This is a genomic window from Methanomassiliicoccales archaeon (assembly GCA_035527755.1).
Classification (GTDB): Archaea; Thermoplasmatota; Thermoplasmata; order Methanomassiliicoccales; family UBA472; genus UBA472.
In genome coordinates this window covers 17,276-43,461 of the sequence record DATKZX010000001.1, presented here as the reverse complement: position 1 = coordinate 43,461, position 26,186 = coordinate 17,276, and the positions used below count along the sequence as shown (strand labels likewise).

The window sequence follows — 26,186 nt, the reverse complement described above, 5'->3', positions numbered from 1 at the left end:
GATATGAGGAATGACAAGAGGGGGATCGAGGGACTGCCGCTGCGTCTCATGCTGGTGGCGCTCCTCATCTCTTTGACCTTGCCGGCGGTCCTCTCCTCCCTGGGGCAGATGACCTCGGAGGTCGACGGTAATAGGTTGGCGGTTGCCGCCGAGGAGATCGCCCGCACCGTGGAGGAGATGGCCTCCGACGGTCCAGGCAACGTGAGGATAGTGAGGCTGCCCCTGGACCTCTCCGTTGACGGCGACATCCGGATGGGAGGTTCGGAAGGATCGGTGGAGAGCCTCAAACTGACCTGGAGCTCCGGGGGAAGGGAGATGGGGTGCCGGTATCTGAACGATGTCGCCGTTATCACCAGTGAAGGGGTGCCATTGACGCTGACCATGGGGGCGACTCTGCGGTTGAGCTCCCCGGACGGCGTCTGGGGGGAAGTGAGGGCGGAGATACTATGATGGAGTTCTTTCTTTCCAAGGTGTGGGTCTTCCTGGTGGGCATAGTTCTTTTGGGAGTGCTGTTGCAAGGGATGCAGTTGCAGACCCAGGCGGAACGTTCCTCCTCCCTGAAGGAAGTGGCCGAAAGCATTCAGGAGCTTCTGATGTCCATGGAGAGGATCGGTGACGGACTTGAAAGGGTGGTCGAACTTCAGGACGTACTGCCGAGCTCAGCGACGCTGACGATAAACGATAGCTACATGGTCCTGGAGGACCTGCACGACAGGCTCCTGCTGGAGATACCTTCGATGCGGATGTTCGAGAGGAACGATCAAGGACAGATGCAGGCTCTCAGTTCGATCGTCCTGCACCCCGGGGACATAATAAAGGTGATCGCCCGCGAGGGTGGACTAACCATCTACACCGTCAGTTCGCGAACTTCTCCGCCAGGTATCTGACGCCCTCGGCGAACTTCCTGACCTCTTCATCGGTGTTGTACAGGTAGAACGAGGCGCGGGCACACCCTTCCAATCCCAGGCTGGTGAAGTAGGGATGCACGCAATGCATGCCGGAGCGGATGAGGAACATGCCGATCTCGTCCAAGATCATGGCCACATCATGAGGCAGCATCCCTTTCAGATTAAAGGAGAAGATATCCCCTCTCCTGATGGGGTCCGCTGGTCCCAGCAAAGACAGCTGGGGAAGGCCGGACAGCTCCTTCGTGAGGAGCGTGTTCAAGTGCTGCTCGTGCTGCGCGATCTCCTCCATGCCTATCTGCTCCAGATATCGCACCGCCGCCCCGCTGCCGAGCATCCCGGCGTAGTTCTGCAGTCCGGACTCGAACTTGTCCGGTATCGGCAATATCTCCGCCTTATCGTAGGAGGTTATGGAGACGCCGCCGCCTCCGGTGATCAGCGGCTCGATCTGTTCCAGGACCTCCCGTTTCCCGTACAAAATGCCGGCGCCGGACGGACCGAGCATCTTGTGCATGGACCAGGCGTAGAGGTCCACGTCCAGCTTCTTCAGGTCCGTGGGGTTGTGCGGCACCCTCTGGCATCCGTCGGCCATGACCAATGCGCCATGGTCGTGGGCGATCTCCACCACGTCCTTCAAGGGTATGGAGCATCCGTCCACGTTGTTGGTGTGCACCACGCTGACCAGGCGGACGCCCTTCTCCACCGCCTCCTTCAGAGGCTCCAGATCTCCCGATTCCATTGCTTTGAAAGAGATGAACCCACGTTTCAGTCCGATCTTCTTTGAGAGCCGCAGCCAAGGGACATGGTTGCTGTTATGCTCCATATCGGTGGTGACCACCTTGTCACCTTTCATGAAGGGGAATCCCCTGGCCACCAGGTTCATCGCCTCGGTGGCGCTCTTGGTGAAGATTATGCATTCCGGGTCGGGGGCGCCGACGAACGAGGCGATGCCCTCCCGGGCCTGGTCTATGCGGATGGACACTTCCGTAGCCATTCTATGAACGCTGCGGCCGCTGCAGGCCGGAAAATCGTAATAATATTCGTTCATGGCCTCGACGACCTGCTTTGGGCGCAGGCTCTGACAGGCGCTGTCCAAGTAGATCGGCGGCTTCTCCTGCTGATACAGAGGGAAGTCCTTACGTAATTTTTGAACGTCCATTCCAGTCATGCTGGGAACGAAATAACGATTATTAACGCCTTTGGTACGAAGAAAAAATTTGGGAGAGGTCAGGCCATCATGACCTTGTCGATGTACCTCTCCACTTCCTTAACTAAGGCTGTAGACGCCTTCCCTCCGCCGAAGGCCTCCCTGTAATCCAGGAAATGACGTAGGACCTTCTTCTTGATATCCGTCTTCTTACCTGGATCCATGCTAAGGTTGGCCCTGACAGAGCGAGCTATCATTGCTTTTCCATCCTCGGTCAACAAGTTTCGAACCCCTGTCATTACTATTGTTGCAGCCTCTTATTAATGGTTCGTAAGGACATAAGGTATAACGTCCAGTCGAGGCATGAAAATGAATTTCTATGGTCAGGTTCGGAGACCGGCGGGGGTGCAGGGGATCATGATGGCGAGACGCATGAACCAGAACCACCGAGGGATGATGAAATGGGCCATGGGGCGAATGGACATCTCCTCCGTTGAAAGAATGCTCGACCTGGGCTGCGGCGGGGGCGGCCCGTTGTCCATGCTGAGCAAGCAGGCACCCGACGCCAAGTACGTGGCCCTGGACCTTTCCCGGGACATGCTGCGTATGACCTGCAAGGTGAACTGCGATCTCAATAAAGAACGGAGGCTGAGCCCGCTCCGGGGTTCGGTATCCTCCCTGCCGTTCAAGGACGGTTCTTTCGATGCGGTGCTCGCGTGCGAGACCACCTACTTCTGGCCGGACCTCGGTCAGGACCTCAAGGAATGCCGGCGCGTCCTCAGTGACGACGGCAGACTGTTCCTGGTCCAAGAGACCTGGGATGCGCCGCAGTGGCAGAAAAGGAACGAATCATGGCAGAAAGGGTTCAGGATGACCTTCCACAGCCTGGAAGGATACCAGGAGCTGCTGGTCAAGGCCGGCTTTCATGGCATAAGGACCTTTACAGAGGAGGACGAGGGATGGTTCGTGATGATCGCCTCGCCGAACGAGAGAGGAAATTAATAAGGATGGATGGCATGCGCTCGGTGATGACTTCCTTGAAGGTGGTCCTGGCCGGAATTGAGCTGAACAACCCTACCATGCTGGCATCCGGTATCATGGGTGAAACAGGAGGTTCCCTATTGGCCATGGCCAAGGGAGGGGCCGGAGCCCTGGTGACCAAGTCCATCGGCAGCGTTCCGCGGCAGGGGCACAAGAACCCCACACTGGTCGAGCTGGAGCACGGCTACATGAACGCCATGGGATTGCCCAACCCGGGCATAGATGCCTTCGGAGAGGAGATGGCCGAAGCGCTCAAAGGGGGTGTGCCCATCATCGGCAGCATCTTCGGTTCGTCAGCTGAGGAGTTCGCCTCCCTGGCCAAGAAGATGGAGGAATACGGCGCCAGAGCGGTGGAGCTCAACCTCAGCTGTCCCCACGCCAAAGGATACGGCATGGAGATGGGCGTCGACCCGGAGATCGTGGCCGGGATCATCAAGGCGGTGAAATGCGAGGTGAACGTACCGGTCTTCGCAAAACTGACCCCTAACACTCACAGGCTGATCGACGTGGCCATTTCCGCAGAGGAAGCCGGCGCCGACGCCATCGTGGCCATCAACACCTTGAAGGCGATGAAGATCGACGTGGACGTGAGGCGGCCGGTACTGTCGAACCGCTATGGCGGACTCTCCGGTCCGGCCATCCGCGCCGTGGGCGTCCGCTGCATATACGAGCTGTTCGAAAGCCTGAAGATACCGGTCATCGGTGTAGGCGGTGTCGAGGATTGGCGTTCCGCCCTGGAATACATCATGGCCGGTGCCGTTGCGGTGCAGATCGGCAGCGGCGTGGGGCGCAAGGGGTCCTCGATCTTCGGGGACGTTTGCTCCGGCATCAGCGGTTACATGTCAGAGAACGGTCTCAAGGACGTCTCGCAACTTGTGGGGGTAGCGCATGAGTGAGCGTTTCATGGTCAGCCAGACGACGGTATCGGTAGTCTCCCGTACGGAGGAGGCGGAAGGCGTCGTCACCCTGAGGTTCGATTGGGAGGCGCCCGCGGCCCCGGGGCAGTTCGTCATGGTCTGGATACCGGGCGTGGACGAGGTCCCCATGTCCTTATCGTATCTGGGGGAAAGGAAAGGCATCACGGTCAAGAACGTGGGAGAGGCCACGGAAGCGCTCACCTCCATGAAGGTCGGGGACGAGTTCGTCGTTCGCGGTCCATACGGCCGTGGCTATCACGTGCCCAAAGGCAGGATACTGGTGGTCGGCGGGGGGACTGGAATGGCCTCTTTGCTGCCGGCCATGGAACGCGTGGCGACCGACCAGGTGGACACCGCCATCGGCGCCAGGAACGTCAAGGAGCTATTGTTCGAGGAACGTGCTTCCAGAACCTCCTCCCTGGTGCGCGTGTCCACCGATGACGGCACCAAAGGGTTCGACGGCAACGCCGTGCAATTGGCCAAGGTGATGATGGAGGAACGGAACTACGACATGGTCCTGGCATGCGGTCCGGAAAAGATGCTGTACTTCCTGCACCAGCTGTGCCTGGAGAAAAACATCCCTTGCCAGATGTCCCTGGAACGCTACATGAAATGCGGCGCCGGTCTGTGCGGGTCCTGCGCCCTGGACGGAATGCGCGTCTGCAAGGAAGGGCCGGTGTTCAGCGGTGAGGAGCTGAAAGGGTTGAAGGAGTTCGGGAAGCAGCGCCGCGACGAATGCGGCCGCCGCGTCAGGTTGTGAACACCGAGCGTACTATCAGGGAGGCGATCTCCCGGAACTCGTGGTCGTTAACCCTTCCTTTCTTCTCGCCCAGTACCTTTACCTTATCAAGTATCTCGGCCAGCTGCTCGTCCGTGGCCATCAGCCCGAGGTCGTCCACCCGCTTGCGCACGTAATTGATGCCGGTGTGCTTGCCCATCAGGATGTGGCGTTGATTTCCCACCAGCTCCGGGGGGATGCTCTCGTAGGTGAGCGGGCAACATAGAACGGCGGCGACATGTATCCCCGACTCATGCGAGAAGGCGTTATGACCGACGATCGGTTGGTTGACCGGTTTACAGAGCCCGGAGAACGATTCCACCAGATCGGAGACCTCCTTCAGCTTGGTGCAGTCGATGCCCAGGTCCTTGCCGTAGATGAACTTCATGGCGGCCACGAACTGTTCCAGCGGAACGTTGCCGCAGCGTTCGCCTATGCCATTGACCGTGGTGGTTATGGCGGTAGCCCCAGCCTTCACCCCGGCTATGGCGTTGGCCAGCGCCAAACCGTAGTCGTTGTGCAGGTGCAATGATATGGGGATCTTCACGGTCTCCTTGGCCTTGCCGACCAGGAATGATATCGCTTCCGGGGAGGCGCAGCCCAGGGTGTCGGTCACCCCGATGCGGTCCGCTCCGGCCTCCTCCGCCGCTCGATATACCTGGAGAAGGAAGTCCAGGTCCGTTCTGGTGGTGTCTTCGGCGCTTAGGCTCACGCCCACGCCGCGTGACTTGGCGTACTCCACGCCCTCCACCACCTTGTCCAGGACGAACTGCCGGTCCTTCTTGAACTTGTATTGAATGTGAATGTCGGAGGTGGCGATGAACAGAAGCACCATGTCCACCCCGGCGTCGATGGAGGCGTCGATGTCCCCCTTGATTATGCGTGAGAGCACCAGTATGTCCGCGTCCAGCTTCTGGTCGCAGATCGCTTTCACAGAGGCCTGCTCCCGCTCCGAAACGGCGGGGAAGCCGGCCTCGATCTGCGGCACTCGCATCTCATCAAGCTTCCGGGCTATCGCCACCTTCTGCTCCAGGCTGAAGCATATGCCCGGTGTCTGTTCTCCATCACGCAAGGTAGAATCGTAAACGATGACCTCCCCCACCTCCAGTTTGGGATTGTAGGGGCTGAGGGCCACTTCGTACATGATGTCTGGAACCCCTGGTACCTTAAAAATGCTTTCCATGGGACGCCGATCGGGATCCGAGGGCTCATCATCGGCAGGTTTTTAAAAGGGACGGTATTTGCCAGCGGAGTGGCAAAGAAGAAAAAGGAAGTTGTGAAGGAGAACGAGAATCCCAATTTCATCGAGGTGTTCCACGGGCACCTGCGGGTGAACGTTCCCCTGTCGGCGTACGAGGGAAGCACCTTCCGCATGAGGCCGGAGGAGGCGGAGAAGCTGAAGAAGCTATTGGCATCCCGCTACCCCTGGCTCACCGTGAACGCTCTTACCGTTTTCATCGAAGAGGCCGAGCAGGCCATGTACGAACGGATACAGTCCAAACTGGGCTACATGGACAAGGCCAGGAACGCCCTGCGCGCCGGCAACAACGAGAGGGCCAGGAGGATGGCCGAGAGACAATTGAGACAGTTGCCCGACGATCCGGACGCCTGGTATATTCTAGGGGAGGCGCAATGCAAGCTGGGCAACACCGAAGAAGGTTTTTCCGCCATGGCCAAGGCCAGGTCCTTGTCGCAGAAATGATATCAGGGGAAAAGCGCCTGAAGCGCCTTGACCACGTCTAGCATGGTGGCGCCCCAGGGCACGGAGGCCACGTTCCCTTCGATGGCGCACCCTTCCTTCACCTTGCAGCATTTGACTATGGTGGGCATGTCGTCCTTGGGGGCCAGGTTCTGGGGGCAGATGTCCAGGCTCTCCACCGGTCTGCGGTAGATGTGGGCGAAGATGCGCTTGGACAGGTCGCAGCCTATGAGGGTCGATTCCACGTCGATCTCCGGTGTCTCGTCCAGGAAGAACATCTTCTTCTCCGATGTAAGTCCGGAGGCCCTGCAGGGGAAGATGACCCCCGGGGTCTTCACCTGCCGCTCCTTCTCCATGATGTCGATGTCCACGAAGTGCGGGACGATCGGCTTCTCGATGTGACCGGAGGACAGCGCCCTCTCCACAAGGACCGCCAGCTTGGAGGGCGTCGGCGGAACCACGTCCAATACGCGGAGGTCCAGGATATGATCGGTCTTCAGGAATGAGACGTGGGAGAACATGCCGTAGACCACCACGGTCCTTCCGTCGTTCTTTCTCACCAGTCGGGCCAGCTGAGAGACGTTGAGGACGTCGATCTCCTCATCGTGAACGAAGACCGTATCCTCCGGCAAGGAAATGATCTCCAGATCGGTGATCGATCGGAACAGGTCCTTGCCGTTCTTCTTGATGACCCGGACGGTGGCGGTCTCATCGCCGTGGCGCAGGACCATGAAATCGGTGCGAGTGTAGGCGATCTTGCCCTGGAACTCCTTCATGATGTTCTCGCGAGTGAGAGGGAAGTCCACTTGGCGCATGGAGACGTCCTTGCAGTGATCGGGGAGCATTGACACGACCGGCATTTAGGTACCAGGCGTATTTAATCGAATCGCTGTGTCCATTTCAGGTATCCAGTAAACCACATTCCTCAATAATCTCGATACAGGGTGGCAGGCCAGGACAAAAAGCTAATTATACGGGTTACAGAATCAACCTTTTAAGGCTGGGATGACAGAGCGGCCATGTGGCGGACTGCAGTCCACAAGGCGGTAATCCGCACACCCGAGTTCAAATCTCGGTCCCAGCTCCATTTTATTTTTTAATCCCTTGGGATCTATTTATTCGGTTAGGTACGATACTTAACAAAATCATCTCGTGCTTCTTGAAGCATAAGTAGGTTGTCAAAATTGGTCTCGGGTATCAATCCACAACCGGTGCCCAGTATGTAGCGGTAGCCATTCATTTCATTCAAGCATCTGAGACAATCATGGAGGATCTGCTCTTTCCCCCCATGGGTCAATGAACCGGACGGGTCAAGATTACCTAGGACGGTCTTTCCAGGCAGTTTCTTGGCCAATGCGGCCATCTTGACCGGGGTGTCTACGTTGAGTATGTCGACGTTAGTGGATATTAACGATTCAAATTGTTTTGTGGACCTGCCGCACATATGCAACGATGATACTTTGTGGTTAGTTTTTATTTGCGAGATCACCTGACTAACGGGCCGTAGTTCAAACCTCAGGTATTGGTCCTCGTTGGTCAATTCGCCTGAGGCGGTTGGATCGACAATGAATACTCCATCGATCTCATATTGGAGAATCTCATCGACCAGTTCTTTGATCAAACTTTCTGAGAACCTGACTACCTTATCAACGAAACCAGGCTCAACTATCATGTCGAAAAATAGTGAGGGCAGCCCTCTCAGTTCACCCGCCAAGGTCAACGGACCGCAAATCGTGCAATAGACGAACAGGTCATGTCCAGCATTATTGATGATGCCGTCTAAGAGTTTCATGGAATTATTATGACGATCGAAATCGGTCAAATTAGGGTATTCTAACAAATCGAAGTTCTCCACGCTCGAGAAGATCGGTTCGGTAACTGCCAAAGGTCCGTAATCTCGCATCTCTACCTTGGAACCACATGCCTCCGTCAGCAACAGAAAATCGAAGATCCCCTCGATTCCATCGAACCCACACATTTTGGTCAATGCAATCTGATTCTCTACAAGCTTGTCGATGGAAGAGTAAAGATTTGGGGTTTTTAGGTGCGAATGGGCACAAAAGAAATGCCCTGAATAAGGAGCTAGGATCGGAATTTGGTCGGGGTCCTCTCCGTTAATACAGGAAAATATGCGCTCCTTGCCTCGATTAGGGATGTTCATGAGGTTCTACCATATTGAAAACATCGGAAGAGGGTGGGAAAATTTAACATTTTCCAATAGAAATCGCAAGAGAATGCCCGCTCATCAAATCAATCCCGTATTGGAGATTCATCTCCATCAAAAAGTATACAAATAATGAACAAGCGTATAGCAAAACGATGCAAGAAGAATCGAACGAACACCGGACATCGATAGTAGATGTCTACCACAAGAAAAAGGAATCCATCATCATTAACGCTAGAGTTCCGCAGGGTATAGTCGCCAAGATCGATGATTTGGTTCAAAAGGAACTCTACAGGTCCCGATCGGAATTTATGGTGGCCGCCCTTAGAAACTATCTGGAAGGGATAGAGGAAAGGGAAAATAATCGTCCTGTAAATATACCACGGTGATACCCTATTGTAGACTGTTCGATAACTATTTGTATACTAAATGTATACTAATTATTTGGGACAATCCCAATATCAACGTCTTAGGAGGGTAAACGTGGAGGAAAATAGCAAGGATTATAATGTTTGCGTGAAAAGCGAAATGTGCGGAGGGGACGCCCTGGGATCCGTCATCCTGGGGTGGGTGCCTTTGGTCATGGCCCTGGCATTCTTTGGACTCTATCCATTGGGGTCTGCGGTATTGGCATTGACATTCATAGGCGGTATCGTCATGATGATGGTCACTGCGGTATCCTTCGCTAAAGGAAGTGTTTTCGGAACGTTCGTCTTTGGACCCGTTGGCATATTCGCGATGGCCTTCCCCCTGCTCAACTGGCTGCCAATCTTAGGATTGGCTCCACCGGTGAGCGGAAACGAGGCTGGAATATTCGTGATGATCGTAGGTCTGTTCCTGGGAGTGGCCGGAATAGTCACGACCTATATGCCGGTAAGGCTCTTGACCGCCGTGGCCTTCTCTGCATCGATCGCATTGACCTTGGTAGGACTGAGCAACATATTCCCTGGAGAGATGATGAACTACGTAGCCGGATTCTTCCTGATGATACTGGCCTTCCTATCCCTGTATCTCGGGGCTGCGTTGACCGTGAACGGTACAACGGGCAAGATGACCTGGCCGATATTTTTAAAGAAGTAAAATGAAAAGATATGGAGATGCAGAACGTGGTCAGAGCACGATCCAGGGGAGGCACTATATTGATCAACGAATTCCCTGGACGTTCTCATAATATTGATGCGAATCTCTCCCATAGAAGATCCCCGCATAAACCTCTTCCAAACATCTTTCATTAAAATGGAGGAATCTGAATGTTTACAGAAAGGGAAAGAATACATGCCGCACTCGATCTACAACCGATGGACCGTCCGGCGGTAACTGGATTCGGGATCATTACCGTGGAGGCAATAATGGGAACTGGGATCAACCCAGCTACCATGTTCCAGAGCGGGAAGGACATGGCGAATCTAGGAAAGTACGTACACGACAAGTTGGGGTTCGAAGACCTCAATCTTTTCCTGATATGGACGCACCTAGAGGCCATGGGGGCGACGATCAACTACAACGTGCCAATTCCGTACTGTCAGAAGAGCCCCTTGGAGTTCGGCGGTGAGTACACCATGCCGGACATGGACAAGTACCTGAAAGACCCCAATGTCATCAGGAGTTTGGAAGGTTTCAAGTACGCCCGACAGCTGGCAGGGAAGGACGGAGCCGTCACCGGGGTGACCAGCTGGGGTCCGTTGACCACCGCTGGACACCTTGTGGGTACTGAGAACCTGATGTTGAACATCGCCATCGAACCTGAGGAAGTACACCGTCTCTTGAAGTTCGTAGCCGAATATGACGCGCAGGCTTACAAGCTAGAGATGGAAGCTGGGATCAACGACGCGGATGTTTTCGGTCCTGGCGAACCGACCGCCTCCGGTGATCTAGTTTCCCCAGATATGTTCGCTGAGTTCTCGCTGCCCTATGTGCAAAAGGAGATCAAGGCGATAAGGTCCACTGGGACCAGGGTGCAATTGCACATATGCGGCGATACCACCGAGCAGCTGTACCTCATGGCGCAATCGGGAGCGAACAGCCTTTCCGTAGAGGAGAAGGTCGATCCCTTTGAAGCGATGAAACGCGTGCAGGGCAAGGTGGCCATGGTCGGCAGTGTGGGCCCCATCAAACCGTTGATGATGGGCACCGAGGAGGAAGTAGTGGAGGCGACCAAGCGCTACATTGACGCCGGCTACCGTATGATCCAGCCTGGCTGCGCCATCCCGCCTGAGGTTTCGTCCAAGAACCTCATAGCTATGACCAGCACGGTGAAGAACTACAAGAAGAATTGATGGAACACTCTTCGCCAAACCACTTTCAAACCTTTTAAACACACTTTATTTCAGTTTCATCACTCAAAAGGCCTCATCTACTGGCGTATTTTTCATGACCGCGCCCTCGATCTCCTTCATGTTGGAAAAATACGAACTTAACATTGATTTAATGATTAATATTGTATAAGGATGATGATCAAAAATACTTCTTCTATCTAATCATAACGATCTTACAGATCGCTATGGTCCGATCACCATTTTTCCCAGTGAGACACCTTTTCTATCGGTTCCCTGTTCGAACTTCTGAGGATGGCGCCCTTCATCTTGTCCCTCAATGTCTTCTTGTCCAACGGATATCCCAGAGGGGACATCGCCGCCACCCTGATATTGTCAGGTACTCCCAGGATCTCCTTGACCTTCATCTCGTCGTAGGCGCCCAGGTAGCACGTTCCCAGGCCCATGTCCGTGGCCATCAGCACCAGGTTGTGCATGGCCAAGGAAACGTCCATCATGAAATATTGCAGACCGTTCCAATCCCCGCTATCCTTGGGATCGGCGCAGGCCACGATCACCACCGGCGCGTCCTTGAGCCAGGAATTGAAGTTGGAATTGGCCTTGGTCAATTTTTCTATGGTCTCCTTCTCCGTCACCACTATGAAACGCCAGCACTGATTGTTCGTCCAGGACGGAGCTTGAACGGCCGCTTCCAGCAAGGCGTTCATCTTCTCCCTTTCCACCGGCCGGTCCTGAAATCGCCGCACGCTCTTCCGGGTCTTGATGGCATCCAAAGTTTCCATGATAATATCGTGCCGAGGGAGCAGAAAGTATTTTTCTCTTTCGCGATGACCACACACTTTTAACGCCAATAGTACATATCGCACCGTCGCTGAACAGGATGTTGCACAATAGCGTAACAAGTACCATCGGGCGCACCCCACTGGTGCGCCTCAATCACATCGTACCATCATCGATAGCTGAGGTCTATGTGAAGTTGGAAGGCTGCAATCCTGGAGGTTCGGTCAAGGACCGGGTCGCCCTTCACATGATCGAGAAGGCCGAGAGGGCGGGACTATTGACCAAGAAAATGAAGGTGGTCGAACCCACCTCCGGAAACACCGGCATCGGTCTGGCGATGGTATGCGCCGCCAAAGGCTACCAGATCGTTCTGACCATGCCCGAGGACATGAGCGTGGAGCGCGTCAAGCTGCTCAGGGCCCTGGGGGCGGAAGTGATTCTAACGCCGGCGAAGGAGGGCATGGCCGGGGCGGTGGCCTTCGCCAAGAACATGTGCTCCTCCGGTTCATACTGCATGCCCAATCAGTTCGAGAACCCCGCTAACCCCGAGGCTCATTATCTGAACACCGGTCCGGAGATATACAGGGACCTGCCCTCCATCGATGCCTTCGTGGCCGGAATAGGTACGGGCGGCACCATCACCGGGGTGGCCAAGTACTTGAGGGAGAGGAAGCGGGTAATGGTGGTCGGTGTGGAACCGGCCGGTTCCCCGGTACTGTCCGGGGGAAGCCCGGGAGCTCATGGCATACAAGGCATCGGGGCCGGTTTCGTCCCTAAGGTCCTGGACATGAAGCTGGTGGACCGCATCATCACCGTCACCGACGAGGATGCCATCGAGACCGCCAAGGCGCTCTCCACCAAGGAGGGGATCATGGCCGGCATATCGTCCGGGGCCGCGCTCTGGGCAGGTCTGCAAATGGCCAAGGAACTGGGTCGGGGAAAAAAGGTGGTCGTCCTACTACCAGACTCCTCAGAAAGATATATGAGCACTGCGTTGTTTCGAGAGTGAAGCTATGAACTGGAAGGATGACGTGAACACCGTCCTGGAGCGCGATCCAGCGGCCAAATCGTTCAATGAAGCGTTCTACTTCAGCCCCGGGCTGCACGCCATCATACTCCAACGTATCTCCCACCGTCAGTTCGTCAAAGGGAACGTGAAACTGGCTCGGGCGATCAACTACTTCGGCCGCTTCCTCACCGGTGCGGACATTCACCCCGGTGCTATCATAGGGAAGGGTTTCTTCATCGATCATGCCGTGGGCGTGGTCATCGGGGAGACGACCATCATCGGTGACAACGTTTCCATGTTCCAGGGCGTTACGTTAGGCGGCGTGAGCACCAGCAAGGGCAAGCGTCATCCTACCATAGGCGACAATGTTACCATCGGCGCCGGAGCTGTGGTCCTAGGCAACATTATGATCGGCGAGAACGTGAAGATAGGCGCTGGGTCCGTCGTCATCAAGGACGTCCCTCACAATTCCACCGTGGTCGGTGTGCCAGGACGCGTGGTGAAAAGAGAGGGCACCTGCATCAAGGTGGACCTCCGCCACGACGAGCTTCCCGATCCTTTGCGGGACGCCATCATGCAACTCACGCACAACATCTCCGAGCTGGACCACCGCTTGGAACGTTTGGAAAAGATGCTGAACGATAAGGATGAAAAATAGGGGTGTACCAATTGACTCTGCAGATCTATAACACCATGGCCAAGGCCAAGCAGGATTTCCGACCACTGGAGGAAGGCAAGGTCAAGATGTACGTGTGCGGCGTTACAGTTTATGACGATGTGCACATGGGGCACGCCCGTTTCATGGTGGTCTTCGACATGGTCTCAAGGTATCTCCGATACCGGGGCTACCAGGTCACCCAAGTAATGAACTTCACCGATGTGGACGATAAGATCATAAAGCGGGCGAACGAGGAGGGCGTGGACGCCCTGGAGATCTCCCGTCGCTACATCGAAGCGTTCTTCCGCGATTCCGACGCGCTGCGGGTGAAACGCGCCGACATCTATCCGAAAGCGAGCGAGACCATCTCCGAGATCATCGCCATGACGGAGGATATCATCAAGGCCGGTTTTGGTTACGTCACGCCCGATGGCAGCGTTTACTTCGACGTCAGCAATGTCCCCGATTACGGCAAGCTCTCCGGGAACAAGGTGGAGGAGATGTTGTCCGGTGCCCGCATAGAGGTGGACGAGATCAAACGCAACCCCATGGACTTCTGCCTGTGGAAGGCGGCGAAGCCCGGAGAGATATCCTGGCAGTCCCCCTGGGGGAAAGGACGTCCGGGCTGGCACATCGAATGCTCGGCCATGGTGCGCAAGCTTCTCGGTGAGACCATAGACATTCACGGTGGGGGCAACGACCTCATCTTCCCGCATCACGAGAACGAGATATTGCAATCGGAATCGGTCACCAAGAAGCCGCTGGCCAGCTACTGGATGCACAACGGCATGCTCCAGGTCGCCGACGCCAAGATGTCCAAGTCACTGAAGAACTTCTTCTCCGTCAAGGACGTTCTCGCCAAATACAGACCGGAGGAGGCGCGCTTCTACCTGCTCAATACCCATTACCGCGGACCTCTGGTATACAGCGAGGCCGCATTGGACGAGGCGGCAGTCTCCCTGAAGCGCATCCACAATGCATACGATTCATTGATAAGCTATACGGGCAAAGGCACTCACGGCGCCGAAGACCTGGTGGTCAAGGCCAAAACAGGGTTCCTCGCGGAGATGGAGGACGACCTCAATTCCCGAGGGGCGCTATCTTACCTCTTCGACCTGGCCCGCGAAGCGAACCGGCTCATGGATTCCGGTGAGCTCAGCGCCGATGGCGCATCGAGGATCCTGGCCTTCATGGAGGAAATGGATTCCATCTTCGACATACTGCCGGAGGAGAAGGAGGGCGAAAGCAAGCTGGAGGATGTGATGACCTTGCTCATCGACATCCGCAAGGAACTGCGCAAGCGCAAGGCGTACGATCTGTCCGACCTCATCCGTGACCGGCTGGCGGAGGCAGGTATCAAGATCGAGGACAATGCCGACGGTGCGAAATGGAAGCTGATCTGAGCGCGGTAGAGAAGAAAGCGATACTGATCTGCGGCGGAGCCGTCAAGGTATCTCAGGACTTCCGTCCTCCCTTCCGTCTGAGCAGGTCGACGGCGGGACCGGGCGCGGGTTCCGCATCCATCGTCCTATCGTTCGACGGACTGAGGGTCAAGAAAGGGATATCCCGCGAGGACGGGGATTTCGAGCTGGTCGAGGGGCCGGAAACCTATTCTCTCCTGAGGAAAGGAAAGCCTTTCATCGAGCGCCTGGAGCTGAAGCCAATACTGTATCATTCCCCGGAGCAGGCCTTCTTCAATCTCGGCCAGGAATGCATTTTCGATTGCATCTTCTGCACTTCCAAGAAGCTCAGCAAGGATGTCACCAAGGACCTGGACCCGGACCGGGTGGTGGAGCTCATACTCGAGGCTGAAGGCAGAGGCGGAATGAAGGGCGTGGCCTTCACCTCCGCGGTGGTCGGCTCCATACGCCAGACGATAGACCGCATGGTATACGTCATAGGAAAAGTGCGAACGGCACTGCCGGAAATCCCCATCGGCGTGGAACCTTACGTGGAATCTTTCGAGGACATCGACCGCCTCAAGGAAGCAGGCGCGGACGAGATCAAGATCAACATCGAGAGCTATGATCCCCGGATAATCGCCATGGCCTGCCCCAAGCTGGAGCTTGGTAGGCAATTGGAGTTCCTGCGCCATGCGGTGCAGGTGTTCGGTCGTGGAAAGGTCACCTCCAATATCATCATCGGCATGGGGGAGACGGACCGTAACGTGCTGGAAGGGGTGATGACCTTGGCGGGAATGGGCGTGGTGCCGACCATCAGGGCGCTGAAGATCAACCCCACCAACCGTCCCGCTTTGGAAAGAGCGTTGGGAAAGCTCACCGAGGTGACGCCAGAACGCTTGGTCCACCTGTCCCAGGAGGTAAAGATGATCCTCTCCCTGAACGGTCTGAGCACTCGGACCTATGGCACCATGTGCCACGAATGCACCTGCTGCGATATCGTACCTTTCAGAGACCTATGATTTTTTAGGTAAGGCATAATTAACTAGCATTGGCTACATTTAGGTAGTGTAAAAAAAGTTATATATTTCCAATTAGGTGACCCAAAATCATGGTGAGCGAGAACGTCGAGGAGTACCTGGAGTGCATATGGGAGCTCACCCAGGATGGCACTTCCGCCCGCACGACCGATATAGCGAAGCGCATGAAGTTCTCACCCGCCAGCGTAACCGAGATGATGCAGCGGTTGGACGCTTCCGGCTACATCGTCTACGAGAAGTACAAGGGCGTCACGCTGACCGAGGAGGGACGGCGCATCGGTTCTACCATCAAGCGGCGCCACCGCCTGCTGGAAAGGTTCCTGGTGGACATTCTGGGCATCGACAAGGAGAAGAGCCATGAGGAAGCCTGCCGTTTGGAACATATGTTGTCGGAGGAGAGCGAGCAGCGCATCTCCGAGATCATGAACCATCCCACGACCTGCCCGGACGGTGACCCGATACCGGCCATGGACCAGATATGCAAGGTGCGGCCCCAGAAGGAATCGGTGGCCCTGAGCGACCTGGCGGAGGGTTCCGAAGGCGTGATCTCTCACCTGCGTTGCGACGATTCCAGTAAGATCCGCCGCATAATCGCCATGGGCTTCGTGCCCAACCGATGCCTTTCCATAGAAGAGAGGCTGCCCAGGAACGGACCGGTGCTGGTCAAGGTGGGGGATTCCCGCGTCGCCTTGGCCAAGGACTACGCCGATCTGGTCTATGTGCATGTCCAGCCCGGATGCGGCAAACGACGCTGCCGCCGCGGACGGTGATGGAACTTGGAGATCCTACTGGTTGGCAACCCTAATGTAGGAAAGAGCGTCGTTTTCAATAGGCTCACCGGGATCGGCGCGATCTCTTCCAACTATCCCGGCACCACCGTGGAATTTCTCAAGGGGGAGGTGAAGATCGAAGGAAGCAACGTCACCGTGGTGGACCTCCCCGGTCTGTACTCCTTGAGCGCCGGAGCGGAGGACCAGATAGTGGCCTCGCGCATGCTCTTCGAGTCCGACCCGGACCTGGTGCTGGTGGTGGCCGACGCCACCCGTCTGGAACCGTCCCTGGTACTCATCGCTCAGCTCATCGAGCTGGGCTTTCCCGTGGTGGTGGCGCTCAATATGATGGACGTGGCCCGAAAACGGGGCGATATTGACGTTCCTGCCCTGTCAAGAGCACTGGGCGTCCCGGTGGTGCCCACCGTGGCCGTTACGGGGGAAGGCATCGACGAACTGTTGAAGACCATCGGCGGCTATGTTAAAGGACCGACCGACTTCCGGGTCCGCTACGATTCGCATATCGAGGCCTACCTTGAAGTGCTCATCCGAGGGATGGGCGAAGTAAAGCTGAAATACCCTCCCCGGGGGGCGTTCATCAAATTGCTGGAGGGGGATGGCAACTTCACCGAGGGCATCACCCCGGACACGCGCTCCAAGGTCAAGCGCCTACGGGAGGAGTTCAAGGCCGAGCACAACGAGGACATGGAGGTGCACATCAACCGCGATCGCTACGGCGAGGCCGGTCGAATAATATCTCAGGTGGTGACCTCCAGGCCGCAACCTCGTACTCGGGGGCAGAGGCTTTCCGACCTGACCTTGCGTCCGGCCACTGGCATACCTATCCTATTGTGTGTTCTGGCCGGGGTGCTGCTGACCATCATTCTGTTGGGGGCGTGGCTGGAGGCGAACCTGCTCTCATTGTACGCCGACCTGGTGGGCAACTTCTTCATCGAAATGGGGCAGACCATCGGCGGGGACTTCGGACCGGCGATAGCGTCCGGTCTGGACCTCAGCATCCAGGCGATCCTGGCCATCGTAATACCGTACATACTGCTGTTCTACCTGATCCTGGCGTTGCTGGAGGATTCCGGGTACCTTCCCCGGGTGGTGGTGCTCCTGGACAGCGTCATGCACAAGATCGGTCTGCACGGTCAGGCGATCATCCCCATGCTGGTGGGTATGGGCTGCAACGTGCCGGCAATACTGGCCACCAGGGTCATAGAGTCCCACCGGGAGAAATTGATCATCGCCACCATAATCGTCATGGCCGTTCCCTGCTCGGCACAGATGGCGGTCATCGTCGGAACGGTGGGCAACTATGGCGGTTTCATCTACGTGATGACGATACTCCTCATCCTTCTGGCATTGGTGCTTTTACTGGCGCTGCTCCTGCACAGGGCCATCAAGTTCGAACCAAGCAGCCTGATGATCGAGATACCCGACCTGGCGATGCCCCTGGCAAAGAACGTGGCTCGGAAGACCATCATGAGGCTCAAGGAGTTCTTCTTCATCGCCTTCCCCATACTGCTGGTCGGTTCCATCGCGTTGGAACTGCTTTCGGCCTACGGCATCCTGCAATCGATCGTGGACCCTCTGTCCTTCTTCACCGTGGGATTCCTAGGTCTGCCCGCGATCATCATCATCGCCCTGATATTCGGCATATTGAGGAAGGAAATGTCCTTTCAACTGCTCATCGTGCTCTTCGGCACAGCGGATCTGGCATCGGTGATGACCGTGGAACAGCTCTTCGTCTTCGCTTTGATAATGGCCACCTTCATGCCCTGCATGTCGGCCCTGGCCGTGATGATAAGGGAGTACGGGCTGAAGGATTCGCTTAAAGTGACCTTCGCCTCCATCACCCTGGCCTTCGCGCTGGGGGGAACGGCGCACTTCATTCTATCGTCCCTGCTCTGAGGAAAATGGATTTATGAAGTAACCATTACTGGGGGCAGATGTACGAAGTGCTCTTCTTCTCCGCCTTGGTGCTAAGCCTCATCTTCTGCGGCATGCCCGGGGCGGTCAACACCCAGGCGCTGCGCGTCGGTGTCACCGGCGGGTTCCACCGCGCCTTCAGGGTGGAGACCGGCTCGATAGTCGGGGACATGACCTGGGCGGTGATAGCACTGGTCGGGCTGGCGTTCGTCTGGGATAACGATGTCGCCCGGTACGTACTGGGAGCGTTGGGCGGGACCATACTCATCTACCTGGCCTACCACGGTTTTCAGGACGCCAGGCGGAAGGACATGCCGGAACCTCAGGTCCTCACAGGCAGATCGGACTTCATGACCGGGGTCGTGATATCTTTCGTCAACCCCTTTCAGATACCCTTCTGGATCGGCATCGGCAGCTCGGCCATCGCGGTGATCATCCTCGAGCCGCAGCTCATGGACTTCGTCATCTTCTACCTAGGTTACTTCACCGGGGCCGTGATATGGGGCATTGGTTATTCCGCGCTCATCGGCTATGGGCGCAGATACGTCACACCAAAGTTGTTCCGGGGCATAAGCTTCATCTGCGCCCTGGTGATGATGTACTTCGCGGTAAGCCTGCTCTGGAACACGTTCCTGGTCTGATCAGTGCGTGAAGTAGGCCACCAGCTTCGGCGCCACCTTCTCCACCTTGACGAAACCGAACCTCTCGAACTGCACGACCTTGCCCTCCTCACTTTTTGGCAAAGCCTCGACGAAACCGTCCTTGACCTCTCCCGTAGGCATGTGCACGGAGGCGGGGTAGCAGTTGTCCGGTACCCAGTGGATGATGCGAACGCCTTCCTTCAATATCGACAGGTCGTTCCCCAGATAGGTGGCCTTGCCGGAACGGAACTCCACGTTGCCCAGGTCCTTCAAGCGTACCCTGCCGGCCTCCATGCCGTTCTGGAGGTCCTTCTCCACCACGTTGATGATGATGGGGGAGGTCATGTGGAACTCCCTCATCCCCAGCTCGGGATGGTCGGGATGGAGCGGCACCTTGGCGCTCAGCTCCTGCGCTCCGCATACCTGCAACGGAACAGGGTCCCAAACGAAGAAGTAGCGGTTCGCGACCTTGTCCACTATCGCTTTGTTGTACGCGTAGATATTATCCCAAGAGAACTCGACGTCGGTCTCCTTGATCCCGCAGTCGACCCAATAGGCCCGGATGGCCTCTGCCTGGAAACCTCTTTTTGCCAGCGCGCGTACCGTTCCCAACCGCACGTCGTCCCAGCCGCTGTACTCCCCCGATCTTATGCCGATGCCGACCGTGGAGGTCTTCAGTATGGCGTCCGGAACGGAGACCAGCCCGTAGTGGGTGTAGTGGGGCTTCTCCCAACCCAGGTAGTTGAACATGTACGCCTGCCGCAGGGTGTTGTTCAAATGGTCCTTGCCGCGGAGCACGTGGGTGAGACCGAGAAGATGATCGTCCGTGGCCACGGAGAAGTTCATCATGGGGTAGACGCAGTACTTGCTTCCCTTCAGCGGATGAGGTTTGGAGGTCACGATGCGGAATCCGACGAAATCACGTATCGCCGGGTTCGGATGCTTGAGGTCGGTCTTGATGACCAGGATGGCCTTCCCCTCTTCGTAATGTCCGGCCAGCATCTTCTCGAACTTCTCCATGGTCGTCGCGACGTCCTCTTCGTGATGCGGGCAGGGCAGGCACTTCTCCTTGAGCCCTCTCCACTCCTCCGCCGAACAGGTGCACACGTAGGCCTTCCCCAGCTCGATGATCTGCCGGGCGACATCGTAGTATAGTTCGAACCGGTCGCTCTGGACCACGGTCTGATGGACCTTGACGCCCAGCCATTCCAGGTCCTCAGGTATCATGTCGTAAGCGTCAGGATCGATCTTTTCCGGATTGGTGTCCTCGATGCGGTTGATGAACTTTCCGTCGTATGTCCGGCAATAATCATCGTTGAGTATGGCGACGCGGGTGTGGCCCAGGTGCAAAGGGCCGGAAGGACCGGGGGCGAAGCGCATGACGACCTTCCCCTGAACGGCGTTGGGCAAAGGCGGCAGACCGACACGCCTCTCGCTCTTCTCCCGTACCAGCAGGGAGGAATCGATACCCTCCAGTTCGATGTGCTGAGCCTCCGGGGTCATGGAATTGACCTGTTCCACGATGGAGGCGATCAGAGGCAGCACCTCCTTGACGCGAGAACGGTATTCGGGAGATTCGGCCAGTACCTTTCCCTGAACCGCTTTGGGGTTGGCCTTTCCAGCGTATAACACCGCGTTCTGCAGGGCGTACTTCCTGACGGTCATCTCCAGGTCGTTCTCTGTCATCGTTCGCCGATATCCCCCTTCTATTTTTTAACTTTCGTTGCGACCCTGGGGCGCATTGGTTATATCGTGGTACGGTAATTCACGCCCATGGCGATCCAAAATCTCCTGGACCGGATGGTCGGGGTCAGGACCATCGACCGTACCGTGCCGCTGGAGATCGAGCCGACCCGCATCCTCATGGAGGAGCAGCGCTCCCCGGTGCTCTTCAAGGACCTGAACGGGCGAATGGCCGCCGGCAATCTATGGAGCGACCGGGACCGGGTGACCGATGCGCTGGGGCTGAAGAAGGGCGGTCTTACCAAGGCGCTCCTGCAAGCATTAGCATCCCCGCGGCCAGTGGAAGAGGTCAAGAAGGCCGGTTTCGAGGACATCGTCAAAGAGAAGTTCGACCTGATGGACCTGCCCATCCCCAAATATTTCCCGGAGGATGGCGGAAGGTACGTCACCGCCGGTGTAGCTATCGCCGAGTTCGAAGGCAAGCTGAACATCTCCTTCCACCGCCTGATGCTGATGGAAGGTAACAAGTTCGCCATTCGACTGGTCCCCCGTCATCTTTTCACCATGCACAAGCTGGCCAAGGAGAAGGGTGAGGAGCTGAAAGTGGCCTTCGTCATTGGCACCTGCCCCTCGGTCCTGTTGGCCGGAGCTACCTCCACCGATTTCGAGATGAACGAGCTGGAGATCGCCAGCGCTTTACGCTTCATCGGCCTCAAGGAGGGATTGAAGGTCCGACGCACCAAGACCGGAATCCCGGTCCCCGCGGACGCCGACTACGTTCTGGAAGGACGCCTCACCTCCGAGATGGTGGACGAGGGACCGTTCGTTGACATAACCGGCACCTACGACATCGTCCGCACACAGCCGGTGTTCCAGGTGGACCGCCTCTACCAGAGGAAGGACGCGGTCCTGCATCTCATACTCCCAGGAGGATTGGAGCATTATCTGTTGATGGGATTGCCCCGCGAACCGGTCATCTTCAAGACCGTGAGGCAGGTGGTGCCAAGGATACACGCCGTACGCCTTACCGAAGGAGGGTGCTGCTGGCTAAACGGGGTCATCTCCATCACCAAGAACAAGGAGGGCGACGCCATGAACGCCGCCATGGCCGCGTTCACTGGACACCCGTCCATGAAGCAGGTCATCGTCGTCGATCAGGACATCGATATCTACGACGATCGACAGGTGGAATGGGCGGTAGCGAGCCGCTTCCAGGCGTCACGCGGACTATTGGTCATCAATAACGCCGCCGGTTCCTCGCTCGACCCCAGCGCCGAAGGTACGACGTCTAAGTTGGCGATCGATGCCACGAAGCCTTTGGGCGACACCAAGGCGTTCGACAAGGCCACACTGCCATAGGGATGGTGTCAAAGATCGTATCAATTGGCCTTGGCTATGACGATGCGGTATGTGAAGGGACCGCGGAAGCGTTTGTCGCCGACCTCGAAGGTCCCACGGTCCAATCCGTATCTGCGCAGAGTGCCGCACAACCTTTCCAGATCGGTGTTCCCCAGGGCATAGCGTTCGGCAAGGTCCTCGGAGCATAGGTCCAGGGAAGGCGCGTTCAATATCTCCACCACCTTCCATCCGTTGCGCTCGTGCGCCGCACGCAGTTCATCCGGCGTCATGTAGAACTTGTCCACGCCCATCATGGGATAGAGCTCGTTCATGCATTCCTTCTCCTCCTTCGAGGCGAAGCATGCAGGCTGATGCACCAGCATCTCCCCTTCCTCCATGACCGATCGCAGCGAGGAGAGGAAGCGGTCCTGCCCCTCCCTGCCGAAATAATGCAGGACCGAACGTGAGATCAGCATGAGCCGTTCCACTTCGCCCAGGAGCATCTCGCGTCGCAGGTCCAGGGCGGAGCAGAATAAAGTGTCCAGCCCTCGTTCCCTGCAAACTTGGAGCTGCTCGTCCGAAATGTCCACATTGACCAGGCGTGGCCGGAGACCGTTCAAACGGTCCCCGAGATGCCTTAGTAGGAAACCTGTCCCTCCGCCTATATCGGCGATGACCTCCGGGCGACAGCGTTCAGCGGTCGAATGGGCCGCGTCCAACATGGGGGCGGCCTTGATCAGGTCGGAGAAATATGAGCCATGGGCGGTCGCCCACTTGCCACCATGATACTTCAGTTCTTTGGACACATTTTCTACGCAGATGTCCGTCTTAAGACCCAGTTCCATTGTAAAAACCCGATGTGGATGGCCATATTTGTATGGTGCGACCACCCACTGGTGAGATATGTGAATACAGGGTCTATCAAGATAAGAGCCATTGCCAGCAATCATTATTAAATCACAATTCTTATCCGTTTGAAAATGAGGATAGATCATGAGATGTAACAATTGTGGAATGGACTACATCATGGACAACAGTTCCAATTGTCCGAAGTGTGGCGCTTCCCTGGTACAGCCAGGGTACCAGCAGCCCCCTCAGCAATATCAACAGTACCCTGATCAGAATCAGCAACCGCCCCAGGGGCAATATCAGCAGCCCCCCCAGCAATATGGAGGGCAGCCACAGCAGTTCGGTCCGCCTCAGGGCGGGTACTATCAGCAGCAGCCGCCAATGCCATCACAGCAGAGGGTGCCGACCGTACGCAAGATCGACCTGACCGACAGCCTGTTCATCATCTCCGCGCTCCTCTTGGTGGCCGCGGGATTCCAGAACCTGGATGCCCTGACCTGGTGGGGACCTGTGCAGTTCGCACCGGTGCTCCTGGGGTTCGCAGCCTTGGTCGTGGGCGTTCTCGCTGTGGTCATGGTCGTTATGCCGGCCATGATGAAGGCCTTAGGTCAGGTCATGGACATGCTGGTGCTGGTGTTCGGTATCGTCTTCATCCTCTGGGGACTGGCCGCCACCTTCGGCGACACCATCGGGATGCAAGGCGGTTTGATCACAGCCGCTGGCCTCGGCATGCTCTTCGCAGGCATGCTCCGCATGGGTCTGGTGAAGTGAGGTACGCCAACCATCTTTAGAACAAACCTCTTCCATTCATTTTTATAACATGTTCCATCGACCGGGAACTGTCGATCGATCGTCAGGTCCTATCCCGATCAACATTGTGATGAACAATGGCGCCAAAGTTCCGATGTTAAACGCCCAATGAGGGACCCTCCATTTCTTTGGCCAGTAGGGTATGTCCATTCCGTTGATCATGCTCAGAACGGCGTATTATGCGCCGGTAACATGATGCTCACCGCCCATTCTCTAGGAATTAAAAGTTGCTGGATAGATCTCGCCTCATCCCTAGGTTAGGACCCCGGGGTCCTAAAGGACCTAGAGATGCCAGAAGGTCACAGGTTGATCGCCCCCTGATCTTCGGATACCCAAAGAAGGCTGACGGAACTGCTACGCCCAGGAACGACCCCGTCATCTTGAAATGGGTAAAAGATCAGTGAAGCATCAGGACATGGTCTATTCAGAAAGCTCCCAAAGCCTACGACATCGGAGAACCTACCGTCTTATGGTCTCTTCACGGCCCTTTCCGATACTGATGATCTTGACCGGGACCTTGGACCTGTCCTCGATATAACCTATGTACTGGCGCATCTCCTTTGGAAGGGCATCGTAACCCCCGCGCACGATCTCCATGGTCTCCTCGGCCTTCCAGCCCTGCCAACCGTCCAGTTCCTCGTAGACGGGGACGGCCCTTTCAAGCTTCATGAAATTTCCTGGAACGTGCTCCACGTGCTTGCCGTCGATCTCATAGGCCGTGGCGACCTTGAGCTTCTTCATATCATTGAGCACGTCCAGCTTGGTGACGGCGAACTGTGTCAATCCGTTCAACCGGGCGGCGTGCTCCACGATGAGCAGGTCCAACCAGCCGCATCTGCGGGGACGTCCCGTGGTCGTTCCGAACTCTCCGCCGACGTTCATCAGCAGCTCACCGGTGGCGTCGTTCAACTCCGTAGGGAAAGGGCCAGCGCCCACTCGGGTGGTGTAGGCCTTCAGTATCCCCATGATCTCGTCCACCCTCTTCGGTCCCACACCCGCACCGGTGCAGATCGCGCCAGCGACGCAGTTGGAGGAAGTGACGAAAGGATAGGTGCCGTGATCGATGTCCAGCATAGTGCCCTGGGCCCCCTCGAACAGAACGTTCTTTCCGTGGTCCAAAGCATCGTTCACCAGCACCGAGGTGTCGGTGATATATCTTCCATACTTCTTGCCGTAGGTGAGGAGATCGGAGAGCAGCTCGTCCTTGGTCTGGGCCAGCCGCACCTCCAGCATCTCCATTGTCTTGAGCTTCATCGGCATCACCGTGTCGAGGCGCTCCTTCAACAGCTCCGCGTCCAGCAGGTCGCCCATGCGAATACCGCTACGAGAGATCTTGTCCGAGTAACAGGGGCCGATCCCCTTGCCGGTCGTTCCCACGACCTTCTTCCCGCGCAATCGCTCCTCCGCCCCGTCCAGCAGACGGTGCCAATTGAGGATGATGTTCGCCCGGTCTGAGATCCTCAGGCCGTCCACTGACCGCCCCCGGTCCTGTATCTCGGCGATCTCCTTGTCCAGGCTGATGAGGTCGACGATGACCCCGTTGCCGATGACGTTGATGACCCCCGGGCGAACAATGCCCGAAGGAAGAACATGAAGGGCGAACACTTCCTCGCCCACCTTGATGGTATGTCCGGCGTTGGAACCGCCCTGATAGCGGACCACCATATCAGCCCTGTCGGCCTCAAAATCCGTGATCTTGCCCTTGCCCTCATCTCCCCATTGGGCCCCGATGACCGCTATGCTCGGCAATTTCTCACCGGTTCGCAAAAAGGGCCAACATAGATAAAACCTTCTTCATCGGCGCTTTGGCCCAGCCGGATGTCGCTTACGAAATGAGAATGCTCTCATCACCCTTTAATACCGAGAAAAGGGCTGTAATTATTTGGAACAAGGGGACCCGGGCGGGCTCGGACCAAGGGAGGGAACGGACACTTGGCGTTCAAATGGTTCAAAATCACCCCACAGGAGCGAGAGGCGAGCGCGGTCGGAGCGATCATTTGGGTGATCTGGTTCATAGGCGTGAGCATACTGATGTCCATGGCGGTGCATGATCAGGAGACGAGCGATCTATTCTCCTCCCCTCTCTTCGGGTGGGTGGCCATCGGTCCTTTGTTCACGTTCCAGTTCGTAGGTAGGTACATCATGCGCTTCGAGACAAGGATGGCCTCGGGCTCCTTGAGCAACACGAGCAACGCCGTCACCTCCACCATCTCCTTACTGGCCTGGGGATTGGTACTGCTGGCCTGGGACTCTTTCTTCGGCGGCATATCCACCATCCCCGCCGTGGTCCTCGGCCTGACGTTCACCTATCTGGTGCTGCTGATCGCCAATCGCAGGTGGAACTTCTGA

28 protein-coding genes and 1 tRNA gene are annotated in these 26,186 nt (G+C 56.6%); 20 read left to right on the top strand and 9 right to left on the bottom strand.

What is annotated here, in order from left to right:
* The first annotated feature begins 3 nt into the window (after positions 1-3).
* Positions 4-450 carry a hypothetical protein gene (locus VMW85_00250; GenBank protein ID HUT26466.1) on the top strand — a complete coding sequence of 149 codons (447 nt, stop codon included), beginning with the start codon at positions 4-6 and terminating at the stop codon, positions 448-450.
* Entirely contained in the window at positions 447-887 is a 441-nt protein-coding gene (locus VMW85_00245) for a hypothetical protein (GenBank protein ID HUT26465.1), read from the top strand. Before VMW85_00250 ends, VMW85_00245 begins: the two co-directional genes overlap by 4 nt.
* On the opposite strand, the gene VMW85_00240 is transcribed toward VMW85_00245, so the two are convergent.
* Positions 856-2,073: a cysteine desulfurase gene (locus VMW85_00240; GenBank protein HUT26464.1), complete on the bottom strand. Its 1,218-nt coding sequence runs from the start codon at positions 2,071-2,073 to the stop codon at positions 856-858. The two genes, VMW85_00245 and VMW85_00240, sit on opposite strands and share 32 nt — an antisense overlap.
* Positions 2,074-2,132: 59 nt before the next feature.
* Entirely contained in the window at positions 2,133-2,333 is a 201-nt protein-coding gene (locus VMW85_00235) for a hypothetical protein (protein HUT26463.1), read from the bottom strand.
* A gap of 88 nt (positions 2,334-2,421) precedes the next feature.
* On the opposite strand from VMW85_00235, the gene VMW85_00230 reads away from it, so the two are divergent.
* The 3 genes from VMW85_00230 to VMW85_00220 are packed head-to-tail and all read left to right on the top strand — an operon-like array spanning position 2,422 to position 4,770.
* Positions 2,422-3,054 carry a class I SAM-dependent methyltransferase gene (locus VMW85_00230; protein ID HUT26462.1) on the top strand — a complete coding sequence of 211 codons (633 nt, stop codon included), beginning with the start codon at positions 2,422-2,424 and terminating at the stop codon, positions 3,052-3,054.
* Positions 3,012-3,989, top strand: a complete 978-nt coding sequence (locus VMW85_00225; GenBank protein ID HUT26461.1) for a dihydroorotate dehydrogenase — start codon at positions 3,012-3,014, stop codon at positions 3,987-3,989. The genes VMW85_00230 and VMW85_00225 overlap by 43 nt, the downstream gene beginning before the upstream one ends.
* Positions 3,982-4,770: a dihydroorotate dehydrogenase electron transfer subunit gene (locus tag VMW85_00220; protein ID HUT26460.1), complete on the top strand. Its 789-nt coding sequence runs from the start codon at positions 3,982-3,984 to the stop codon at positions 4,768-4,770. The genes VMW85_00225 and VMW85_00220 overlap by 8 nt, the downstream gene beginning before the upstream one ends.
* Here the strand turns inward: VMW85_00220 and VMW85_00215 are convergent.
* Positions 4,760-5,971, bottom strand: coding sequence for a homocitrate synthase family protein (locus tag VMW85_00215; GenBank protein HUT26459.1), 1,212 nt, complete (start codon positions 5,969-5,971; stop codon positions 4,760-4,762). The genes VMW85_00220 and VMW85_00215 overlap by 11 nt on opposite strands.
* A 69-nt stretch (positions 5,972-6,040) precedes the next feature.
* On the opposite strand from VMW85_00215, the gene VMW85_00210 reads away from it, so the two are divergent.
* Positions 6,041-6,490, top strand: coding sequence for a tetratricopeptide repeat protein (locus VMW85_00210; protein ID HUT26458.1), 450 nt, complete (start codon positions 6,041-6,043; stop codon positions 6,488-6,490).
* 2 nt (positions 6,491-6,492) lie between these two features.
* Here the strand turns inward: VMW85_00210 and VMW85_00205 are convergent, their stop codons facing one another.
* The gene (locus tag VMW85_00205) at positions 6,493-7,347 is read right to left on the bottom strand and encodes a hypothetical protein (GenBank protein HUT26457.1); all 855 of its coding nucleotides are present in this window, start codon (positions 7,345-7,347) and stop codon (positions 6,493-6,495) included.
* A gap of 139 nt (positions 7,348-7,486) precedes the next feature.
* On the opposite strand from VMW85_00205, the gene VMW85_00200 reads away from it, so the two are divergent.
* Positions 7,487-7,574: transfer RNA gene (locus VMW85_00200), tRNA-Cys, on the top strand.
* Between the two features lie 36 nt (positions 7,575-7,610).
* Here VMW85_00200 and VMW85_00195 read toward each other — a convergent pair.
* Positions 7,611-8,648, bottom strand: a complete 1,038-nt coding sequence (locus VMW85_00195) for a uroporphyrinogen decarboxylase family protein (GenBank protein HUT26456.1) — start codon at positions 8,646-8,648, stop codon at positions 7,611-7,613.
* Between the two features lie 158 nt (positions 8,649-8,806).
* On the opposite strand from VMW85_00195, the gene VMW85_00190 reads away from it, so the two are divergent.
* The 3 genes from VMW85_00190 (at position 8,807) to VMW85_00180 (ending at position 10,927) form a co-directional block, all read left to right on the top strand.
* Complete coding sequence (locus VMW85_00190; GenBank protein ID HUT26455.1) at positions 8,807-9,040, top strand: ribbon-helix-helix domain-containing protein; 234 nt, start codon at positions 8,807-8,809, stop codon at positions 9,038-9,040.
* 94 nt (positions 9,041-9,134) lie between these two features.
* On the top strand, positions 9,135-9,731 hold the full coding sequence (locus VMW85_00185) for a hypothetical protein (protein HUT26454.1): 597 nt from the start codon (positions 9,135-9,137) through the stop codon (positions 9,729-9,731).
* Positions 9,732-9,901: 170 nt separating this feature from the next.
* Positions 9,902-10,927 carry a uroporphyrinogen decarboxylase family protein gene (locus VMW85_00180; GenBank protein ID HUT26453.1) on the top strand — a complete coding sequence of 342 codons (1,026 nt, stop codon included), beginning with the start codon at positions 9,902-9,904 and terminating at the stop codon, positions 10,925-10,927.
* 233 nt (positions 10,928-11,160) lie between these two features.
* Here VMW85_00180 and VMW85_00175 read toward each other — a convergent pair whose 3' ends face one another.
* Complete coding sequence (locus VMW85_00175; protein HUT26452.1) at positions 11,161-11,706, bottom strand: nitroreductase family protein; 546 nt, start codon at positions 11,704-11,706, stop codon at positions 11,161-11,163.
* Positions 11,707-11,804: 98 nt separating this feature from the next.
* On the opposite strand from VMW85_00175, the gene cysK reads away from it, so the two are divergent.
* From cysK to VMW85_00140, 7 genes are all read left to right on the top strand, one after another.
* Positions 11,805-12,713, top strand: coding sequence for a cysteine synthase A (gene cysK / locus VMW85_00170; protein HUT26451.1), 909 nt, complete (start codon positions 11,805-11,807; stop codon positions 12,711-12,713).
* Between the two features lie 4 nt (positions 12,714-12,717).
* Positions 12,718-13,371, top strand: a complete 654-nt coding sequence (gene cysE / locus VMW85_00165) for a serine O-acetyltransferase (GenBank protein ID HUT26450.1) — start codon at positions 12,718-12,720, stop codon at positions 13,369-13,371.
* A gap of 11 nt (positions 13,372-13,382) precedes the next feature.
* On the top strand, positions 13,383-14,774 hold the full coding sequence (gene cysS, locus VMW85_00160; protein HUT26449.1) for a cysteine--tRNA ligase: 1,392 nt from the start codon (positions 13,383-13,385) through the stop codon (positions 14,772-14,774).
* Positions 14,759-15,793 carry a radical SAM protein gene (locus VMW85_00155; protein ID HUT26448.1) on the top strand — a complete coding sequence of 345 codons (1,035 nt, stop codon included), beginning with the start codon at positions 14,759-14,761 and terminating at the stop codon, positions 15,791-15,793. The genes cysS and VMW85_00155 overlap by 16 nt, the downstream gene beginning before the upstream one ends.
* An 89-nt stretch (positions 15,794-15,882) precedes the next feature.
* The gene (locus VMW85_00150; protein ID HUT26447.1) at positions 15,883-16,581 is read left to right on the top strand and encodes a metal-dependent transcriptional regulator; all 699 of its coding nucleotides are present in this window, start codon (positions 15,883-15,885) and stop codon (positions 16,579-16,581) included.
* 6 nt (positions 16,582-16,587) lie between these two features.
* Positions 16,588-18,498: a ferrous iron transport protein B gene (gene feoB, locus VMW85_00145; protein ID HUT26446.1), complete on the top strand. Its 1,911-nt coding sequence runs from the start codon at positions 16,588-16,590 to the stop codon at positions 18,496-18,498.
* A 38-nt stretch (positions 18,499-18,536) separates the two neighbouring features.
* Positions 18,537-19,157 (top strand): LysE family transporter, encoded by a 621-nt coding sequence (locus VMW85_00140; protein HUT26445.1) that lies wholly within the window; start codon positions 18,537-18,539, stop codon positions 19,155-19,157.
* Here the strand turns inward: VMW85_00140 and VMW85_00135 are convergent, their stop codons facing one another.
* Complete coding sequence (locus tag VMW85_00135) at positions 19,158-20,843, bottom strand: glutamate--tRNA ligase (GenBank protein ID HUT26444.1); 1,686 nt, start codon at positions 20,841-20,843, stop codon at positions 19,158-19,160.
* Positions 20,844-20,930: 87 nt separating this feature from the next.
* Between VMW85_00135 and VMW85_00130 the strand changes: the two genes are divergently transcribed.
* Positions 20,931-22,199: a UbiD family decarboxylase gene (locus VMW85_00130; GenBank protein HUT26443.1), complete on the top strand. Its 1,269-nt coding sequence runs from the start codon at positions 20,931-20,933 to the stop codon at positions 22,197-22,199.
* Between the two features lie 20 nt (positions 22,200-22,219).
* On the opposite strand, the gene VMW85_00125 is transcribed toward VMW85_00130, so the two are convergent.
* On the bottom strand, positions 22,220-23,023 hold the full coding sequence (locus tag VMW85_00125) for a methyltransferase domain-containing protein (protein HUT26442.1): 804 nt from the start codon (positions 23,021-23,023) through the stop codon (positions 22,220-22,222).
* Positions 23,024-23,171: 148 nt separating this feature from the next.
* On the opposite strand from VMW85_00125, the gene VMW85_00120 reads away from it, so the two are divergent.
* A complete protein-coding gene (locus VMW85_00120; GenBank protein ID HUT26441.1) occupies positions 23,172-23,798 on the top strand; it encodes a hypothetical protein in 627 nt (208 codons plus the stop codon).
* Positions 23,799-24,296: 498 nt separating this feature from the next.
* Here the strand turns inward: VMW85_00120 and VMW85_00115 are convergent, their stop codons facing one another.
* A complete protein-coding gene (locus VMW85_00115; protein ID HUT26440.1) occupies positions 24,297-25,586 on the bottom strand; it encodes an adenylosuccinate synthase in 1,290 nt (429 codons plus the stop codon).
* A 183-nt stretch (positions 25,587-25,769) separates the two neighbouring features.
* Here VMW85_00115 and VMW85_00110 point away from each other — a divergent pair, with 183 nt between their 5' ends.
* Complete coding sequence (locus VMW85_00110; GenBank protein ID HUT26439.1) at positions 25,770-26,186, top strand: hypothetical protein; 417 nt, start codon at positions 25,770-25,772, stop codon at positions 26,184-26,186.